General features: G+C 54.8%; 16 protein-coding genes. 2 read left to right on the top strand and 14 right to left on the bottom strand.

Going from position 1 to position 18,860, the window contains the following annotated elements; translation table 11 throughout:
• Positions 1-205: 205 nt before the first annotated feature.
• The 14 genes from ACE99V_RS16955 to ACE99V_RS17020 all read right to left on the bottom strand — a co-directional run bounded on the left by ACE99V_RS16955 (position 206) and on the right by ACE99V_RS17020 (position 17,178).
• Positions 206-1,474: a cation:dicarboxylate symporter family transporter gene (locus ACE99V_RS16955; RefSeq protein ID WP_400492412.1), complete on the bottom strand. Its 1,269-nt coding sequence runs from the start codon at positions 1,472-1,474 to the stop codon at positions 206-208.
• A gap of 186 nt (positions 1,475-1,660) precedes the next feature.
• Positions 1,661-3,022, bottom strand: a complete 1,362-nt coding sequence (locus tag ACE99V_RS16960) for a peptide MFS transporter (protein WP_400492413.1) — start codon at positions 3,020-3,022, stop codon at positions 1,661-1,663.
• 397 nt (positions 3,023-3,419) lie between these two features.
• Positions 3,420-4,640: an MFS transporter gene (locus ACE99V_RS16965; protein ID WP_400492414.1), complete on the bottom strand. Its 1,221-nt coding sequence runs from the start codon at positions 4,638-4,640 to the stop codon at positions 3,420-3,422.
• A 292-nt stretch (positions 4,641-4,932) separates the two neighbouring features.
• The gene (locus ACE99V_RS16970; RefSeq protein WP_400492416.1) at positions 4,933-6,231 is read right to left on the bottom strand and encodes a (Fe-S)-binding protein; all 1,299 of its coding nucleotides are present in this window, start codon (positions 6,229-6,231) and stop codon (positions 4,933-4,935) included.
• Complete coding sequence (gene glcD / locus ACE99V_RS16975) at positions 6,224-7,639, bottom strand: glycolate oxidase subunit GlcD (protein ID WP_400492418.1); 1,416 nt, start codon at positions 7,637-7,639, stop codon at positions 6,224-6,226. Before glcD ends, ACE99V_RS16970 begins: the two co-directional genes overlap by 8 nt.
• Positions 7,614-8,378, bottom strand: coding sequence for a glucosamine-6-phosphate deaminase (gene nagB / locus ACE99V_RS16980; RefSeq protein WP_400492419.1), 765 nt, complete (start codon positions 8,376-8,378; stop codon positions 7,614-7,616). The genes glcD and nagB overlap by 26 nt, the downstream gene beginning before the upstream one ends.
• A gap of 47 nt (positions 8,379-8,425) precedes the next feature.
• Complete coding sequence (murQ, locus tag ACE99V_RS16985) at positions 8,426-9,331, bottom strand: N-acetylmuramic acid 6-phosphate etherase (RefSeq protein ID WP_400492420.1); 906 nt, start codon at positions 9,329-9,331, stop codon at positions 8,426-8,428.
• A gap of 39 nt (positions 9,332-9,370) precedes the next feature.
• Positions 9,371-10,333 (bottom strand): ABC transporter ATP-binding protein, encoded by a 963-nt coding sequence (locus tag ACE99V_RS16990; protein WP_400492421.1) that lies wholly within the window; start codon positions 10,331-10,333, stop codon positions 9,371-9,373.
• Positions 10,330-11,295: an ABC transporter ATP-binding protein gene (locus ACE99V_RS16995; RefSeq protein WP_400492422.1), complete on the bottom strand. Its 966-nt coding sequence runs from the start codon at positions 11,293-11,295 to the stop codon at positions 10,330-10,332. Before ACE99V_RS16995 ends, ACE99V_RS16990 begins: the two co-directional genes overlap by 4 nt.
• Before the next feature lie 7 nt (positions 11,296-11,302).
• On the bottom strand, positions 11,303-12,529 hold the full coding sequence (locus tag ACE99V_RS17000) for a serine hydrolase domain-containing protein (protein ID WP_420998578.1): 1,227 nt from the start codon (positions 12,527-12,529) through the stop codon (positions 11,303-11,305).
• A gap of 10 nt (positions 12,530-12,539) precedes the next feature.
• Positions 12,540-13,373 carry an ABC transporter permease gene (locus tag ACE99V_RS17005; protein WP_400492425.1) on the bottom strand — a complete coding sequence of 278 codons (834 nt, stop codon included), beginning with the start codon at positions 13,371-13,373 and terminating at the stop codon, positions 12,540-12,542.
• Positions 13,374-13,385: 12 nt separating this feature from the next.
• On the bottom strand, positions 13,386-14,327 hold the full coding sequence (locus ACE99V_RS17010; protein ID WP_400492426.1) for an ABC transporter permease: 942 nt from the start codon (positions 14,325-14,327) through the stop codon (positions 13,386-13,388).
• Positions 14,328-14,386: 59 nt separating this feature from the next.
• On the bottom strand, positions 14,387-15,931 hold the full coding sequence (locus ACE99V_RS17015) for an ABC transporter substrate-binding protein (RefSeq protein ID WP_400492427.1): 1,545 nt from the start codon (positions 15,929-15,931) through the stop codon (positions 14,387-14,389).
• A 26-nt stretch (positions 15,932-15,957) separates the two neighbouring features.
• Positions 15,958-17,178 carry an anhydro-N-acetylmuramic acid kinase gene (locus ACE99V_RS17020; RefSeq protein ID WP_400492428.1) on the bottom strand — a complete coding sequence of 407 codons (1,221 nt, stop codon included), beginning with the start codon at positions 17,176-17,178 and terminating at the stop codon, positions 15,958-15,960.
• Between the two features lie 388 nt (positions 17,179-17,566).
• On the opposite strand from ACE99V_RS17020, the gene ACE99V_RS17025 reads away from it, so the two are divergent.
• Positions 17,567-18,340, top strand: coding sequence for a YheC/YheD family protein (locus tag ACE99V_RS17025; RefSeq protein ID WP_400492429.1), 774 nt, complete (start codon positions 17,567-17,569; stop codon positions 18,338-18,340).
• Positions 18,341-18,428: 88 nt separating this feature from the next.
• Entirely contained in the window at positions 18,429-18,782 is a 354-nt protein-coding gene (locus ACE99V_RS17030) for a hypothetical protein (RefSeq protein ID WP_400492430.1), read from the top strand.
• Positions 18,783-18,860: the final 78 nt, after the last annotated feature.

An 18,860-nucleotide genomic window follows, 5' to 3' on the forward strand; every position in this document is an offset into this window, starting at 1 on the left:
ACTACTTCCATTTAGAGAGCTGAATTCCTTTTGTTTTTGACTTACCCCAGGAATTTTTCAGGGGAAACTAGCTAACGCTTCGCCGGGCGGGGCCCCGAACTCTTTTCTAGCGGCTGTATGGGATGTCCAAATTTATAAATTCTACACTAAAAAAACCGGCCCCTTGTCAAAAACAGGAGCCGGCTTGATTGGGCAAAAAACAGGATCAGGCCACTTGCGACGCGGATTTGCCCAAGACTCTTTTCGCTGCTTTCGAATCAAACTGACCTTCCCAACGAGAAATCACGATCGCGGCGAGCGAGTTGCCAATCACGTTGACCACTGTGCGGGCCATATCGAGAATGCGGTCAATACCAGCGATAAACGCCAGACCCTCGACAGGAATACCGACAGAACCAAGTGTAGCCAACAGGACTACAAAGGAGACACCTGGTACTCCGGCGATCCCTTTCGACGTTACCATCAACACCAGAACCAGCGTGATCTGAGCACTGAGGGACATCTCAATGCCATACATCTGTGCGATGAAGATCGCGGCAAGTGCCTGGTAGAGCGTGGAACCGTCCAGGTTAAACGAATAACCGGTCGGAATCACGAACGACGTAATCGCTTTGGAGCAACCCAGTTTCTCCATTTTTTCCATGATCTTCGGCAGGACGGTTTCCGAGCTGGCTGTAGAGTAAGCAAGCAGAAGCTCATCCTTCAGAAGCTTGATAAAGGAGAAAATGGAGATTCCGCACATCCGTGCGATGACTCCCAAAACAACGACCACGAAGAACAGCATCGAGAGGTGTACGCTGACTACCAGTTTACCCAGCGGAATCAGCGAGGCAACACCAAACTTGGACACCGTTACCCCGATCAAAGCGAACACGCCGAACGGAGCGAACTTCATGATAAAGTTTACGACCCAGAACATGGCGTCAGCAACACCCTGGAAAAAGTTCAGAACCGGCTTTCCTTTTTCGCCGATGGCTGCCACACCCAAGCCGAAAATGACGGCGAAGAAGATGATCGCCAGCATGTCGCCGTTGGCCAGCGCCTCCATCACGTTTTTCGGCACGATGTTCACAAACGTTTCGGCGAATCCATGGCTTTTCGTTGTTTCAGCTGTGTCTACATACTTCTGGATATCGGTTTTGGCCAGTTGCGCCATGTTGACTCCCGCTCCCGGCTGGAACAGGTTGGCTGCCAAAAGACCGACAATAATCGCAATCGTGGTAACGATTTCAAAATAAAGAATCGTCTTTCCGCCGATTTTTCCCAGTTTTTTCACATCGCCTACGCCAGCTACCCCGACGATCAGCGTGGAGAGAACGATCGGGACAACGATCATTTTAATCAAGCGAATAAAAATATCTCCAATCGGCTTCAATACACTCTCGATGGCAGGATTACCGTAAAACAGCGCACCTACGATAATACCAAGAATCAAACCGGCGAAAATTTGAATTGCCAAACCGTATCGTTTCACCCAACCACCTCACGATTACGAATTTCGATGAAAATACATGAATCGGTAACTATTTTCGAATCGACAACGGTGCTATCATAACAAATTACGCACAAATTCACAATAACTAAAATAAATTTCAATATTATTAATCAAAATGAATGAGAGAAAGCCCCCCTCTGAGGCAGGGGACTTTCGCGACCTTTGTTACTCCATCATTTTGACCAGCTTGTTGGAGATCAATAAAAGCACCAGGCCTAATCCGACAGCCATCAAACCGATCAAGCCAAACACTTCGAAATATCCCAGAGTTTCCGTTGTGGAAGCCAGTTGACCCGCCAGGATGTTCGCCACACCGGAGCTGGCCAGCCATACGCCCATCAGCAGGGATGCGAGCTTCACCGGAGCGATTTTGCTTACCATCGACAACCCTACCGGGGAGAGGAACAATTCCCCGAGGGTATGCAGAAGATACGTGAACACAATGAACGAGACGTTTGCCTTCTGCGGCATGTTCGCCTCGTCGCTGCCCGTCTGCATCACGGCCAGCAGAAGCACTACATAACCCAAACCGAGCAGGATCATCCCGAAGGCCATTTTCGTCGGGATGCTCAGATCGCCCCGTTTTGTATAGGAAAGCTTGACCCACAGGGCGGACAGAACAGGTGCCAGAATCACGATAAAGAGCGGGTTTAAGGATTGGAACCAGGATGTTGGAACTTCCCAACCGCCCATTTGTCGGTCAACAAACTTGTCTGTGTACAGAGTAAGCGAGCTTCCCGCCTGTTCAAAGCCGGCCCAGAAGAATACCACGAAGCAGGCCAAAATCACAATCACTGCCGTTCTTTGCTTTTCCTTCTTGGTCAATGGAGCATTCGTCTTTTCTCCGGCTTCTGGCTTAACCGATTTTCCTACCGGCTTTTTGCCGATATCTCCGAGATAGCGGTTAGCCAACGTGTTGAACAGGATCTGACCGATCACCATCCCGATCGCCGCTGCCAGGAAACCGTATTTGAAACCGTATTGGACGACACCGTTCACCGTGGTTTTGAAGTAGTCTTCGGCCAGGTAACCGCAAACCAACGGGGCAAAGAAAGCGCCAATGTTGATGCCCATATAGAAGATGGTGAATGCGGCGTCTCTTCTGTTGTCCTTTTCCCCGTACAATTCACCGACCAGGGTAGAAATGTTCGGTTTGAAGAAACCGTTTCCAATAATCAACAGACCCAAGCCTGCATACAAGCCCCATTTGCTTTGGTCGGCGAACAGGACGAAGTTACCCAGCGCCATGGCAATACCGCCGATCGTAATCGCCAATCGTCTGCCGAGGTATCGGTCGGAAAGGTATCCTCCAACCAGCGGAGTAAAGTACACGGCACCGGTAAAAAAGCCGTAAATGCTCATTGCGACGCTTTCCTCAAAGCCAAGACCGCCGCTGATCAGCGCAGTGGTCAAATACAGCGTCAGCAGCGCCCGCATGCCGTAATAACTGAATCGTTCCCACATCTCTGTAAAGAACAGCAGGTACAATCCCGGGGGATGTTTCTTCTGCGTCAGAACTGTTTCCATTTCTGCTCCTCCTGATGACTGAAAAATTTGTTTAGTATGAATGAATTTCAATACTGTGAAATCAATCTTAACACAAATTTCACAAAGACCTATTTTTTTTATTCTTTTCTTTTTTATTTCTTTTAGCTCTTTTAGCTTTTTTGGTACTCTTCCGATAGTTTGTCCATTCCGGCATGATTCGCTTCTGTTATTATCCTTCATTTCTATTTTTTTACACAAAAAATAAAAAAAGCTTCGATTGAAGCCCTCTCGAAGAAGCTGGTTCTTCGTTAGAGGAAACTTTTTATGCGTTCCGGAAAGTTTATTTCAGGACGCTTTCTCACGGTGAAGCCCTTAAACTTTCCTACACGATGAAAAAACCGGGGAAAGCCCCCGGAGTTTTTGTAATATGAAGTTTCTATCGTTCCCGGGCGAAAAAGATGAGGCCCATCGCCAGCACCAGCAGGATGGCCGCCAGATAAAAACCGGAGGCCATGCTTCCCGTTCTCTCGGCGATAAAGCCAGTCACATACGGCGCCACAATGGAAGAGCACATGCCGATGAAGTTGTAGACGGAAAATGCCTTGCTGTACGCCGCTTTCGGTACGTTGTCGGCAACGAATGCAATCAGCACCGGATCGAGCGCCATTTTGCCGGTCAAGCCGTAGAGCAAAAGGGCCGCAATCAGCAAGGTGTAGTCCTGAATGAAGACGATGGCGCAGATGGAGACAGCGGCACACGGCAGCATGACGGCTGCCAGCGGTTTGCGTCTGCCCAGCTTGTCCGACAACTTGCTGAACATCAAAGCGCCTGGAATGGACGCCCAGGCCACGAGCGACGAAACGTATCCCACCTCCGATCCCTGCAGTCCCCGCTCATCCTGCAGGTAGTACGGCAGCCAGGTGAGAATCATGAAAAATCCGTAGAGGGAACAGAACAATACGGCGAAAATGATCAGCATGTTCCGGTTGCGAAACAGGGTCAGAAGCGGGATTGATTCCTGCGCTTCCACACTTCCTTTTTCCTGCGGGATGCGGCGCCCGTCCCGTACCGTCCACCAGATCATCAGCCCGACCAGGACCGTCGGAACAGCGAACAGCAGAAACAGCGTGCGCCAGGAAAAGTCCCAGACCAGCGAGACATAGCTGGATGCGATGTAGCCCAGTCCGATGCCGAAAGCTCCGCCGCTGTTGATCATTGCGCTGCCCAGACTGCGGTACTTCAGCGGAATGACTTCCGACGACAAGGCATACTGCGGGCCGTAATACGTTCCCTGCCCAATCCCCGTGAGAAATTGAAGCAGAAGAAACATCCCGTAACCGGTAACCAACCCCGTCGCACCGGTACACAATCCGAAAAACACGAAGCCCAGCACGAGAACCAGCTTCCGGCCGTACCGTTCCCCCAGCAAGCCGGATGGAATTTGGGCCAGGGCGTAAGCGAAAAAAAAGACGCTGGTGAGAAACCCGATTTGCGACTTGTCCAAAGCAAACTCCGCTTCAATTTGACCCAAAACCGGATTCAAGATCACCCGGTCGGCATAAATAAAAAACCAGCCTAAAAAGAAAACGATGACCACTTTCACCCAATAAGGGATCCCTGCTGGTGATTTGGTCAATACCTCTGCCTTTTGCTCCACTCCTATCTCTCCTTAGAATGGACGTCTGTTTTTATCCCAGTATAGCAAAAAATTCAAACAAGTGAAAAATTGAATTGTCGTCAGACAAGACTTGGGAAAATGAAACCCTTGATTGGCTCTGGGATAATATCCAGAGGTTCAACGGAACTGGAAAAGTGCCACCAAAATGCTGATGACGGAATACTATGGTGCCTTTCTTCCCGAGATCAAGGCCCCTACAGCGAAGCAAAGAAACGCCTCCGTTTTCCATATAACGGAAGCGTTTTGCAGTGCTCTCCTATGAGGCAGCTTTTCAACGTTTTGGTTCGCTCACACGTGCCAGCAAATCCACCAGATGAACCGCTTCCATCCGGTCAGACAAGCCCGCACGGCGGATGCCCGCTTTCATCTGAAGCAGACAGCCGGGGTTGGAGGTCACCAGGATGTCGGCCTGCGTCGCGGCAACATGTTCCATCTTTTCTACCAGTATGCTGCTGGACATCTCCGGCTGCACCAGGTTGTAGATGCCGGCCGAACCGCAGCAGCGGTCTGCTTCAAACAACGGCACGAACGTTGCTCCCGGGATGTTTTGAAGCAGCTGGGCCGGATGCCTTGTCACCTTCATCCCGTTGCGCAGATGGCAGGAGGACTGGTACGAAATACGTTTGGCGAGCGGCTGCCATTGGGACGTCTTAACCAGATCAACCAGCACTTCACTGATGTCCCGTACCCGCTGCGAAAACCAGGCGGCTTCTTCCTCCCACTCCGAATCCCCCTTCAGCAGGTGGTCGTACTCCTGCAAAAGCGCGCCGCAGCCGCCTGCGTTGGAAACGATGATGTCTACCCCTGCTTCTTTGAAGGCAGCCATGTTTCGTTTCGCCAGGGCACGAGCCTGCTCCCGCTCTCCGCTGTGCGCGTGCAGGGCGCCGCAGCACGCCTGCTCCGGCGGAATCACCACTTCGCAACCGGCATCTGCCAACAGCCGCACCGTATTCACGTTGGTCCCTTGAAACAAGACGTCCATGATGCAGCCGCGAAACATGCCCACCCGCAGCTTTCGCTCTCCTCTGGCAGGTACGATGGTTCCCAGTTCCTCTGCCAAGCCACGGTTAGCGGCCTCCGGCATGATCGACTCCATTTCCTGGAGCTGCTGCGGCAGAATGCGAAGCAGTCCCGCCTTTCGAATGGCCTGCTGCAATCCGGTGCGCTGGTAGATGCCAAGCAGGCGTCCCAACCAATAAAGCCGCCTCTGGTGCGGCAAGAGATGCTCAAACGCCAGCTTGCGGATGACGCGCACCCACCATGGATGCTTGACGTAATCCTCGATTGCGTCGCGAGCCTGCTCAATCAGTTGACCATAATGAACCCCTGCCGGACACACCGGCTCGCAGGCGCGGCAGCCGAGGCAAAGGTTCATCTGGTCCACAAAGTCCTGATCCGGCTCCATGATGCCATCCGCTACCGCTTTCATCAGGGCGATTCTGCCGCGCGGTGAAGCCGCTTCGTATCCCGTCTCGCGAAACGTGGGACAGGCGGGCTGACAAAAACCGCAGCGCATGCAGTTGGACAGTTCTTCGTAATCCAGTTTGGCTGTCAGCTTTTCCTTAAGCACGATGGACCACCACCCTGTTTCGGGTTTCCCTAGCAAACATCTTGCCGGGGTTGAGAATGTTGTCCGGATCAAATGCCTTTTTGATGGATTTCATGAGTTCCATGCCGGCCGCCCCCAGTTTCCACTCCAGAAACGGCGATTTCACCACACCGATCCCGTGTTCACCGGTAATCGTTCCGCCCAGTTCAATGGCGACGGCGAAAATCTCTTCAAACGCCCGCTCCACCCGTTCGATTTCCTCGTGATTTCGGGCGTCTGTCATGCAGGTGGGATGCAAGTTTCCGTCGCCGGCGTGTCCAAACGTGCAGATCTGTACGCCGTGCCTGTCTGCAATTTGCTGGATCGCCTCCACCATGGTTGTGATCTGTGCCCGCGGAACTGTGGCATCCTCCAGAATTGTGGTCGGCCGCAGCCGGGACAAAGCTGCCAGCGCGCTCCTCCGCGCCGTCATCACTTCTTCCGCTTCCTCGGCAGTGCCGGCTACCTGTGTGCGGACGGAACCGTTCTCCCGGCAGATCTGTGCGATCCGTTCCATGTCGCAATCGACAGAATGAGGATCGCCGTCCTGCCCGATGATCAAAACGGCTGCCATATCCGTGGGCAGTCCGATCTTTTTAAAGTCCTCCACCACTTTAATCGTGCCCTGATCCATAAATTCCAGCGTAGCCGGAATAATCCGGCTGGCGATGATGTCGGAGACCGTTTTGGCCGCCTGCGTCAGGTCGTGAAACATCGCCAGCATGACGCGCTGCGTCTTTGGTTTCGGAATCAGCTTCAGCGTCGCCTCCGTGATAATGGCCAGCGTTCCTTCCGATCCGACCAAAAGCTTGGTCAGGTCGTAGCCAGCCACGTCTTTCATCAGTTTGCCCCCGGTGCGTATCACCTCGCCGTTCGCCAGCACGGCCTCCAGCCCGAGCACGTAGTCCTTGGTCGTGCCGTATTTGAGACCTCGCAGCCCTCCGGAACCCAAAGCAATGTTTCCTCCAATGGTGGAGACGACCATGCTGCTGGGGTCAGGCGGATAAAACAGCCCTTGTGATTCCACCGCCTGGTGAATCTCGATGGTTCGGACCCCGGGCTGGACGGTGATCGTCAGATTCTGCCCGTCGATCTCCAGAATCCGGTTCATCCGATTCAGCACGAGGACGATGCCGCCGCCAACCGGAACGGTTCCCGCGCACAGGTTGGAGCCGGCGCCGCGCGTCACGATGGGAATCTTGTGCTCCGCCGCGACCTTCACCACCTGACTCACTTCGTCCGTATTTTTCGGCATGACGACCGCATCAGGCAGTGACTGATGCATCGGAGTCGCGTCATAGGAATAGGCGACAAGCGCCTCCTGCTTATCCAGACAGTGGGCTTCTCCCACAATGGCTCTCAATTTATTGCGAATCTCTTGCGGCAGCATCTTGAACCCCTCCTCCCAACAGAGAAGCAGCCCCTCTGTCCAGTATCAGTGTCACGTCCGGGTGACGCTTAAGAATGGACGCCGGCATCGCTTCCGTGACTGGCCCCTGCAGCGCCAGACGGATGGCTTCCGCTTTTCCCTCTCCGACTGCCAGCAGGAGTATTTTTTTGCTTTTCATAATGGTCTGAATCCCCATGGTCAAAGCGTGCCGCGGCATCTCCGACGGATCGGCAAAAAAGCGGGAATTTGCCTGAATGGTGCTGGCCGTCAGGGCAACGAGATGGGATCGGGAGCCAAACGGTGTCCCCGGTTCATTGAAGCCGATATGACCGTTGCGGCCAATTCCGAGGATCTGAATGTCGACCCCTCCAGCCGCATCGATGCCAGCTTCAAACCGGCTGCACTCCTCCCCCGTGTCTAGTGCTTCTCCGTTCAGGATGTGAATCTGTTCCGCGGGAATGTTGACGTGATCAAAAAAATGTTCCTTCATGAAACGGGCGAAACTTTGCGGATGGCTGCGCTTGATCGGGTAATACTCGTCCAGATTGAACGTGGTGATTCCGGAAAAATCAAGACGCTCCTGCAGGTATCGTTCCACCAGCCTCCGATAAAATCCGATCGGAGTCGAGCCGGTGGCGAGTCCCAAAACCAGCTGCGGATGCTGCTTCCAAGCCGTAAGCACCATTTCCGAGGCATGTTCGCATACCTCTTCGTACTTCTCCACTTTGACAACCTTCATGCCCAACCAGCTCCTTCCCGACAAACCAGCTTGCGGCCCGTACGATTTCAGCCGTAGCGTTCAATCGCCTCGCGGATTCTGCCGCCTGTTTCATCCAGCAGCCGCACAGATTCCTCAACACCAAGCCCGGTCAGCTTCATGATGATTGCCGTCTTGGCGTCGCCGTTGGCCACCTTGGCCAACTGTTCCGCCTCTTCATAGCTGGCGCCGGTCACTTCCATCACGATCCGTTTGACGCGTTCCTTCAGCTTTCCGTTGGTTGCCTGCACGTTGACCATCAGGTTGCCGTATACTTTTCCCAATTTGATCATCACTGCAGTGGTCAGCATGTTCAGCACCAATTTTGTCGCGGTTCCCGATTTCAGTCTGGTCGATCCCGTCAACACCTCAGGCCCGACCACCACATTGATGGCGATGTCCGCCCACGCGCTGATCAACCCCGTTTCCACGCAGGAGAGAGCGATCGTTTTGGCGTTCAGCTTTCTCGCTTCCCGGAGCGCTCCCATCACGTACGGCGTGCGCCCGCTGGCGGCAATCCCGACGACAACATCACGAGCGGTTACACCGTACTTGTGCACATCCTGCTCGCCCAGCTCCGGCAAATCCTCTGCCCCTTCCACCGCCTTCACCATGGCAGAAGGACCTCCGGCGATGATGCCTTGCACCAGTTCCGGATCCGTCCCGAACGTCGGGGGACACTCGGAAGCGTCCAATATCCCCAGCCTCCCGCTTGTTCCGGCGCCAAAGTAAAACAACCGCCCCCCTTTTTCCAGCGAGTCTGCAATCAGTTCCACCGCTTGCGCCACCTGGTCCAGCACCTGTGCTACGGCGTAGGGAACCTTTTTATCCTCTTCATTCATCAACCGCAGAATCTCCTGTACCGACAGCGTATCGAGGTTATGTGTCTGTTCGTTCTGCAATTCCGTCGTCAACTCATCCAGTTTTTCAAGCATGTCCTCTCCAACCTCCTTTGCTTCAAATCGATACCCGCCTTACTCCAGATGACAGGAAACAAAGTGTCCGGCCTTCGTCTGCCTGAGCGCAGGGATGGTCGTCCTGCACGTCTCCATAGAGTGCCGACAGCGCGGGTGAAACGTACAGCCCGAAGGCGGGTTGGCCGGACTTGGCAGATCCCCTTCCAAAATGATTCGCTTCACCGTTTGGTTCGGATCCGGCACCGGCACGGCGGACAGGAGCGCTTGCGTGTACGGATGGGTCGGCTTTTCATACAGGGTCCTTTTGTCGGCTACCTCGACCACTTTTCCCAGGTACATGACCGCCACTCGGTCACAGATGTGACGCACTACGCTCAAGTCGTGAGAGATAAACAGATACGTAAGCTGAAACTCCTTTTGCAAATCCTGCATCAGGTTGAGAATCTGCGCCTGGATGGACACGTCCAGCGCGGAAACCGGTTCGTCGGCGATAACCAGCTTGGGGCGCAGGATCAGGGCGCGGGCGATTCCGACACGCTGCCGCTGGCCGCCGGAAAACTCATGCGGAAAACGATCCAGGTGCTGCCTGGTTAATCCGACGATTTCGATCATTTCCTCCACTTGTTTCCGCTGTTCAGCGGGCGTGCCGATTCCGTGCACGATCAGCGGATCCTGCAGGATTTGGCCCACGGTTTTCCGCGGGTTGAGTGAAGCAAACGGATCCTGAAACACCAGCTGCATGTCGCGGCGGGCTCTGCGCAGCTCTGTTGCGTTCAGCTTGCGGATGTCCCGCCCCTGGAACAGGATCTCCCCGTCAGTCGGTTCAATCAGTCGCAGGATGCAGCGGCCGGTCGTCGATTTTCCGCAGCCAGACTCGCCCACAATGCTGACGGTTTCACCGGGATAAACGGTCAAGTCCACCCCGTCGACGGCTCGAACGGTTTTTTCTTTCCCCCACAGGCCTTTTTTCGTCGTAAAATGTTTTTTCAAACCCTTGATTTCCAAGAGGGGCTGTGTCATGCCCGTCCCTCCTCGCCATACAGCCAGCAACGGCATTTTTGCGTGTCGGAGACGTCCAAGAGCTCCGGATTTTGCTCGCGGCAGATCTCCATTGCCCGGGAACAGCGCGGCGCGAATCGGCAGCCCTGCGGCATTTCGTGCAGCATCGGCACTGTGCCGGGAATGGCGTCAAGCCGCTCCCGTTCGGTTTTGACGCTTGGCATGGAGTTGAGCAGTCCCCTTGTGTACGGGTGTTTCGGGTCGTTGAACAAGCTGTTCACATCTGCCTGCTCCACGATTTGGCCCGCATACATCACGATCACACGGTGGCACATCTCCGCCACGACCCCGAGATCATGGGTAATCAGCAGGATGGACGTGCCGTGCTCCTGCCGCACCCTTTTCATCAGTTCCAGGATTTGCGCCTGAATGGTTACGTCCAGCGCCGTTGTCGGCTCGTCGGCAATCAACAGCTTGGGATTGCAGGCCATCGCCATGGCGATCATGACGCGCTGCCGCATCCCGCCGGACAGTTGGTGGGGATATTCGGAAACGATTTCCTCTGCGCGGGGGATCCCCACTTCCTTCAACAATTGGACGGCACGTTCCCGGGCCGCCTGTCTGGACAAGCCAAGATGACGGCGCAGCGGTTCGCTGATCTGTTTTCCGATTGGATGCAGCGGATTGAGAGAGGTCATCGGTTCTTGAAAAATCATCGCAATCTGGTTGCCGCGCACGGATTGCATCTGCTTTTCCGTCAGTTCCAGGAGCTCTCTGTCCTGAAAACGAATGCTGCCTGACAAATCCACGTTCTTGCCTAAGAGCCGCATGATCGACAGACTGGTAACGCTTTTGCCGCAACCGGATTCCCCGACGACGCCGAGCGTTTCTCCCGCTTTTACGGAGAAACTGACATCTTCGATCACGGTCAGCTTCCTGCCGGATTGGATAAAAGACGTACGCAAGTTTTGAATCTCCAGCATCGGGTTCTCACCTTTCTTCTCGGAGTGATGGCGTTACCAGCGAAAAAACGGAGTTGTGATGGCTTTTGCGCCACTCTCCCATCCGGTTGCTGACGGTGGGATGGACGCGATTCGTCAAGGTGATAAGGGTGGCGCTTCGCAGCGGATCGTGCCAGACGGAGGTGCCGGTAAAGCCGGTGTGTCCATAGGCTGCTGCCGAAAGCAGATCGCCGCCTGAACAGCCGGCTGCCGTTTGTTCCAGCGTGCCGACTGTTGCCGAAGCCTCCCAGCCCATCGCTCTTTTGGGTGCGAACGGGCCGGTGTAACAACGGGTGGCGTGCGCACGCAATACGGGGTCGAGACGGACCTCGGCTTCCTTTGAGGTCCAGATGAGCATGTAACGCTCAACGTCCCCGATCGTGGAAAACAGGCCCGCATGCCCGCTTACCCCGCCCAGACCGTAGCAGCAGTTGCCATCGTGCACCGTCCCGCGGATGATGCCTTTCCTCCAGACAAACCGGTCCAGGCACTCCTGCCAGATTGCCGCAGATGGATGACCGGTGCTTGACGCCTGCACGATCTGCTGCCTGACCATCTCCAACTCGTAACCGTTGCCGTCCTCCGTCGGTGCGATCAGCTCAGCAGCAATTCCTGCCGCAAGCGGCTTGTAGGTCGTCATGGTCATTCCGCTCGGCTGAAAGATCAGGCGCTGTGCCAACCGGCTCAACTCCTCGTCCCAGATGCGTTCCAGGACGAAGCCGAGCAGCATGAATCCCAGGTCGCTGTACACCGCCTGCTCCCCCGGAACGCCCATCAGCTTCTCGTCGGCCAACAATCGCAGGTACGCTTCCCGCCCCTGTCCCAGTATGAAATAAGGGCGCCACGCCGGCAGTCCCGAGGTGTGGGTGAGCAGGTGGAGCAGAGTGATTTTTCGCTTTCGCACGGTGTCCTGTCCCGCTTCGAGTTCGGGAACGTACGTGATCAACGGATCGGTCAGGGAGAGCTTTCCCTTCTGTACGCTGATCAGCACCAACGGCAAGGTCACCATCACCTTGGTCAGGGAAGCCATGTCGTAGACGATCCGTTCACTGGCCGGCTGAGCTTGTTCCCCCGCCTCCACCGCACCGCTTGCGACGATCATGGGCGGTTCGCTGCCAACGGTCAGACTGGTTACCCCGCCGGGGAAAATGCCTTGTCGGATGCCGTTCTCCAGGTTTTCTCTGAGGCGCTCCACAATCCGTTCTTTTTCCATCATGGCCCCCCTTTTACTTGCTGCGGTGGCGCGGATCCAGAATGTCGCGGACAGCGTCGCCGAACATGTTAAACGACAGGATGGTGACGGTCATCGCTGCACAGGGCCAAATGATCATGCCGGGTGCAAGCTCCATGTATCTTCGCGCTTCCGAGATCATGCCTCCCCAGGATGGATCAGGCGGCTGGATCCCAAGCCCCAGGAAGCTTAGCGCCGACTCGGTCAGGATTGCCCCCGAAATGGCAAGCGACGCCTGCACCAGCAGCGGTGCCGTCACATTCGGGAAAATCTCAAGGAACAAGATGCGCGGTGTGTTGGCTCCGATGGCACGGGCGCTTTCAACAAATTCCAGATTTTTTACCGCCAGCACGGCTCCCCGGACGGTACGCGTAAAAATGGGAATGTTGACGATCCCGATGGCGAGAATGGTATTGATCGTACCCGGCCCCAACGCGGCGACAATCGCCAAAGCAAGCAGGATTTCCGGAAACGCAAACAGCACGTCCATGACCCGCATGATAAAACCGTCCACCCAGCGGCCAAAGTAGCCGGCGATCAGCCCAAACAACGCTCCGAATACCACACTGACGAACACCGAAGAGAGTCCCACCACGAGCGACACCTGGGCGCCGTAGACGATGCGGCTGAACAGGTCGCGGCCGAACTGGTCGGTGCCCAGCCAGAACTGAACTGAGCTTCCTTCCATCCGGTGGTCCTGAAACATCTCGGTCGGGTCATGCGGGGCAATCATCGGCGCCAGCAGGGCGCAAGCGGCGAGCAGACAGAGGATGACGAGACAGGCGACTGCGGTTTTGTTTTCCAAAAAACGTCGTCGAAATGTACTCATGTTGTCTCTCCCTTAATACTTGATTCGCGGGTCAATCCAGGTGTAGATCACGTCAATCAACAGGTTCACCAGGACGAAGACCAGCGCCACGAACAAGACGCCCCCCTGCACCACCGGGTAGTCCCGCTGGTAGATACCGTCCAGCACGTACTGACCCAATCCCGGAATGGAGAACAATTGCTCCACGATAACCGACCCGCCCAAGAGATACCCGATCTGCATTCCCGCGATTGTCACGATGGGAATGGACGAGTTGCGAAGAGCGTGTCCGAACACCACCGTCCACATGTTGTTGCCTTTCGCCCGAGCGGTGCGGATAAACTCCTTGTCCATCGTCTCCAAAAACGCGGAACGCGTCATTCGCATAACACCGGCAGCAACGACAATGCCCATAGTGACGGCAGGCAGGATAAACACCTTGAACGCCTCCGCCGGATCCTCCCAGAAGCTGACCACATCAATCGGGGGAAACCAGCCGAAGTACAGAGAGAGACCGAGCATCAGCAGCGTTCCGATCGCGAAGTTGGGGACGGAGATTCCCAGCAGGGTGACGATCCGCACCGCAATATCCGTCTTTGTGTGAACGCGAACGGCCGACAGGATTCCAAACGGGATGGCAATCGTCCAGCCGATGAGAACGGCGAAAACCGTCAATTGCAGTGTGATGGCAAAACGTTTTACAATTTGCGGCAAAATCGGCTCACCGGTATGCACGGAGACACCGAAGTCCCCTTTCAACAGCCCGCCAAGCCAGTGCAGATACTGCTGAAGCAATGGTTTGTCCAAGCCCATGCTTTTGCGCAGGGCGGCGATCGCCTCCGGTGTCGCGTTGGTCCCCAGCATGATGGAAGCAGGATCGCCCGGCACCAGATGCAGGATGGTAAAGACGAGAATGGTGATGCCGAACAGGATGGGAACGAGGCTAATGATGCGTTTGATCAGATAACTTCCCACTTCTACCCCTCCAGAAAAGAAAGGGCCGGGGAGGCAGTGACTCCCCGACTCCCTATTTGCTACTTCACGGATGCTTTGATCAGCGAATAAACCTCGCCGGCAGCAGTCGGCGTGAAGTCAACCTTGTCGCTTACGGCGTAAAAGTTTTTCGGCGATGCGAGGAACAGATTAGGCGCATCCTCCACCAGCAGCTGCTGTGCCTGGTCGTACAGTTTTTTGCGTTCACCCTGATCGACGGTTTGCAGTGCTTTTACAACCAGCTCGTCGTATTTCGGGTTGGAGTAGTTCCACACGTTCGCGGAACCCTCGGTGTGGAAAAAGAAGCGCATGGAACGGTCGGAGTCCACTCCGGACGTGTTCCGTCCCACCAGCAAGGTCATGTCCTTGGACTTCCAGGTCTCAATGTATTTGGCCCACTCAAGCTGATTGATCTTCGCGTTGATGCCGATCGCCTTCAATTGCTGTTGCAGAACTTGCGCCGATTCTGCCATGTCGGGATAAGTGGCAGCCGTCTCCAGTACGGTTTCGAAACCGTTGGGATAGCCTGCTTCCGCCAGGAGCTGCTTCGCTTTTGCGATATCCTGCTTGTAGCTCGGGTAAGCGGCCGGATCAAGCGCCCAGTTGGTCAGGGCCGGAGCAATCGGACCGGTCAGGGACGCTTGCCCTTTCCAGACGGTTTGCACAATCTGATTGCGGTCAATGGCATAGCTGATCGCCTGGCGCACGCGCGGATCGTCGAACGGCTTTTTCTTCACGTTGATGCCGAGGTAGCTGTACTCCAGGGACTGGTAGCTTTTCACCTGGACACCCGGCTTGCCTTCCAAAAGCTTCGCAGAATCTGCGGAAACGGTGCTGATGTCTACCTTGCCGGAGCGGATGGCTGCAAGACGTTCCGCTTCGTCCTTCATGATTTGGAACTTGATTGCCTCCACTTTTGGCAGGTCCTTGTTCCAGTAGTCTGGATTTTTCTTCAACAAAACGTACTGTCCCGGTTCGCTTTTTTCCAGCTTGAACGGACCTGTTCCCATCGCGTCCTTGGTCAGGTCGGTTGAACCCTTTGGCACGATGGAGGCAAAGGCGCTGGCTGTATTGGCGATAAAAGCCGCATCCGGATTTTTCAGCTTGAAGACAATCGTAGTCGGATCCTTCGCCTCGATTGCTTCCACGCTGGAGAAGTAGGATTTCGCAATGGCACCGGTGTCAGGATTCAGGATGCGCTCAAAGCTGTATTTTACGTCTTCCGCCGTCATCTCCTGGCCGTTGTGGAACTTCACGCCTTTGTGCAGCGTAAAGGTGATGGTTTTGCCGTCCGGGGCAACCTCCCACTTTTCTGCGAGGTTGGGAATCACGTTCAGGCTTTCATCCAGCTTGGTCAAGCTGTCGTACACGAGCGCGTATACGCGGACGCTGGAGGCAGCCGGAACTTTGTGAGGGTCATAGCCCACCGGCTCTTGTTCCGCCGCCACAATCAGCTCCGATTTGGTCACTGCCGGCTGTTGATTGCCCTGGTTGGCCTGATCGCCCGGCGCATTGCCTCCGCCGGTACAAGCGGAAAGCATCAATGACAAGGATAGAAAAAAGCCTGCCAAAACCCTTTTTTTCACAATGAGTCCCCCTATGCTTACCTTTTTTAATAGCAGATGTTGCCGAGTGGTACCGCTCTTCTTGCCCCCGTCACGGATGGCACGTTGCCGGGTCTGCCCATCAGCGTCTCATGCCCCAGAATGGCAAAAGCGATCGCCTCCTTGGCGTCATCCGGCACTCCAAACTGTTGGCTGGTGGTGAGTGTGACACCCGCCGGAAGCTGGTTTCGAATCATCCGGAGGAGAGTCTGGTTGTGAGCGCCGCCGCCGGAGACGATTACTTCGTCAACACTCGTGGAAGGAAAGACGAACTGTCGGTACGCCTGTGTGATGGTGGCGGCTGTCAACGCCGTAGCGGTAGCTGTCAGATCGGCACCCGACAGCTGCCGCTTCTCCCCTTCCGCCAGCAGCTGTTCGGCGAAAGCATGACCGTACACTTCCCGGCCGGTGCTCTTCGGCGGCAGCTGGGCGTAGTACGGATCAGCCAGGAGCTGCTGCAGCAGCTCTTCGCAGACAGTTCCGCTCGCGGCCATCTTTCCCCCCTCGTCGAAACGCTGTCTGCCCCCTGTGACGTGATGGATGATCTGATCGATCACCATGTTTCCCGGCCCGGTGTCAAATGCAAGCAGATCGTCGATACGAGCCCCTGCCGGCAGCACCGTTACATTGGCGATGCCGCCGATGTTTTGCAAAAGCCGACCCTTGAGAGGATCGCGGAACAATATGTAATCCGCGTACGGAACGAGCGGGGCTCCTTCACCGTCGGCTGCCAGATCCCTGGCCCGGAAGTTGCCCACGACCGGAATGCCCGTCCGCTCTGCCAGCGTGGACAACTCCCCGATTTGCAGCGAGGCCCGTACATCAACAGCTCCATTCGGCCCCGGGAAAGTCGTCCGTCCGGCAATGTGCCACACCGTTTGCCCATGCATGCAGAGGGCGTCCACCTCGGCAGCTCTCATGCCTGATCTCTCAAGCAGTTGCCGCACCGCTTCGGCATACCACTCGGACAAACCGAAATGGGCCGTTACCAGCTGATCCAGCCGTGCTGTCTCCACGCGGCACAGGCTCATCAACAGCTGCCGCAGCTCGTCTGAGTAGGGCAGATAGTGAAAACCCAGCAGACGCACGCCGACAATATCCTCCCGTTCGTCCGTGTGAATGGCAACCAGTGCCGCATCCACGCCATCCAGCGAGGTTCCCGACATCAATCCGACCAGCAGATGCTCCCGTTTCTCCCGGTACGCCTGCCGGTTTGGCGGTTGATTCACCGTCATCGCCTCCTCTTTTTTGATAGCGCTTACCAAACAGAATTTTATGAATTTATTATAAGAAACAAAATTACCCCAGTCAATTTCCATTTACAAAATATTGTTACATGAAAAAGATAATAGTGGGCGTTTAAAAAGGAGGACAAACAAAGCCAAGGTCGGCTAAGAGCGCCCCGTCCTGGGGCCACGCCGACACTTGCACGTCCTGTGCGGCGCAGCGGAGCGACGACGCAACGAAGAGATGCGACGGCAATGTTTCCCGGACTTTATAAACATCCTCTAATAAAGTGGCATTTCATCAGACCCTGTATATATTAACGTAGGAAGGAACTTCCACTTACACCTTCGCCCTGCTATACCGACTGACACCAAAAACGGGGGGCATGTTATGATACCGTCATCCAAATGGAGTCTTCACAATTTCTTTTCCAGAAACCCATTGATCCGAAGCTATTTGCCCTCGACTTCCATCTATCAGCGCTCCTCTTTAGCCGAGTACCTAAACAAGTACAACACAGTCTTTATTAAACCGAGCAACAAACATATGGGAAAAGGGATCATGAAAGTATGGAAGACACAGGGCGGCTACGAATTTGTCGTAGAGCGGGGGCAATCTGTGCACGCTTCCTCGCTGGATGAGTTGTACCAAAAAATAAACCAACACTCCGTGGCAGCGCGCTGCGTGATCCAAAAAGGGATCGATCTGGCGGAAATAGAAGGGCGTCCTTTTGACATTCGCGTGATGATGATGCGCAACGGGTTGGGGAAATGGCAATATGCCGGCATGCTGGCCAAGGTGGCGGGGCCAACCAGTGTCATAACCAACGTGGCCCGCGGCGGCGGGTATGTAACAAAGGTGGATCGCGCCTTGATTCGTTCCAATGCCATAGAGCCCAATCAAGTCCGCCCGTTTATCCGCGACATGATTCGTTTGAGCTATGTGGTTTGCCGTCACTTTAACCGTTATAAACACTCGTCTCAAATCGGCATTGATTACGCTGTCGATAAAAAGGGACACCTTTCCATTATTGAAGTCAACTTCGATTTTCCTTCCCACGGGTTATTTGCCAAGCTTTCCGATCAAACCTACTATCGGACGATCAGGAGATTGGCATTTCAATATCGAAATCGGGCGAGACGCAGGAAAATACGAAAATCCTAGGATGAATCTACTCGCCATCTCCCCGCTTGCCTAATGAACGAAATCCTCTTACAATGATTCTTACATATTTTTGTGAGGAGTATGGCCCGTGGTTTCCGTGGAAATGCAAGAAGATTTGCTCAAGCAGCAAAAAGAAACACTGATTTCCGTTCTGCAGTTGCATCGGCAAAAGCCTTATCTTCCTGTCTGGGGCGAGTTGTTTTGTGCTCTTCGCGACATCGCCCAGACGGCTCGAAGACTGGAGAAAGATGTGGCCGTATATGCTGTTCATCCGGTCGGCATGCTCTGGTATCGCTACCGCGAAGCCACATTCATCGTGGACATTCCCGATCCGGGCATCACCATTTCATTAACCGGCGAACAGTTGATAGACTCACTGATGCAGGGCCGTTTTTCTCCCCTTTTTGACCGATCTCCGGCTTCCGCATCTGCTGAAAATTGACGTAAAAAAAGCTTCGATTGAAGCCCTCTCGAAGAAGCTGGTTCTTCGTTAGAGGAAACTTTTTATGCGTTCCGGAAA

Origin of the sequence: Brevibacillus soli, assembly GCF_044759095.2 — a bacterium.
In the GTDB taxonomy this organism is placed as follows: Bacteria; Bacillota; Bacilli; order Brevibacillales; family Brevibacillaceae; genus JBIYSM02.

Coding starts and splice junctions, on each gene's coding strand:
- ACE99V_RS17000 (WP_420998578.1), bottom strand. CDS start 12,529: ATGATGGAAAAAGAACGGATTGTGGAGCGCCTCAGAGAAAACCTGGAG.
- glcD (WP_400492418.1), bottom strand. CDS start 7,639: ATGCTGCCGCAAGAGATTCGCAATAAATTGAGAGCCATTGTGGGAGAA.
- ACE99V_RS16990 (WP_400492421.1), bottom strand. CDS start 10,333: ATGACACAGCCCCTCTTGGAAATCAAGGGTTTGAAAAAACATTTTACG.
- ACE99V_RS16960 (WP_400492413.1), bottom strand. CDS start 3,022: ATGGAAACAGTTCTGACGCAGAAGAAACATCCCCCGGGATTGTACCTG.
- ACE99V_RS17005 (WP_400492425.1), bottom strand. CDS start 13,373: ATGAGTACATTTCGACGACGTTTTTTGGAAAACAAAACCGCAGTCGCC.
- ACE99V_RS16995 (WP_400492422.1), bottom strand. CDS start 11,295: ATGCTGGAGATTCAAAACTTGCGTACGTCTTTTATCCAATCCGGCAGG.
- murQ (WP_400492420.1), bottom strand. CDS start 9,331: ATGCTTGAAAAACTGGATGAGTTGACGACGGAATTGCAGAACGAACAG.
- nagB (WP_400492419.1), bottom strand. CDS start 8,378: ATGAAGGTTGTCAAAGTGGAGAAGTACGAAGAGGTATGCGAACATGCC.
- ACE99V_RS17025 (WP_400492429.1), top strand. CDS start 17,567: ATGATACCGTCATCCAAATGGAGTCTTCACAATTTCTTTTCCAGAAAC.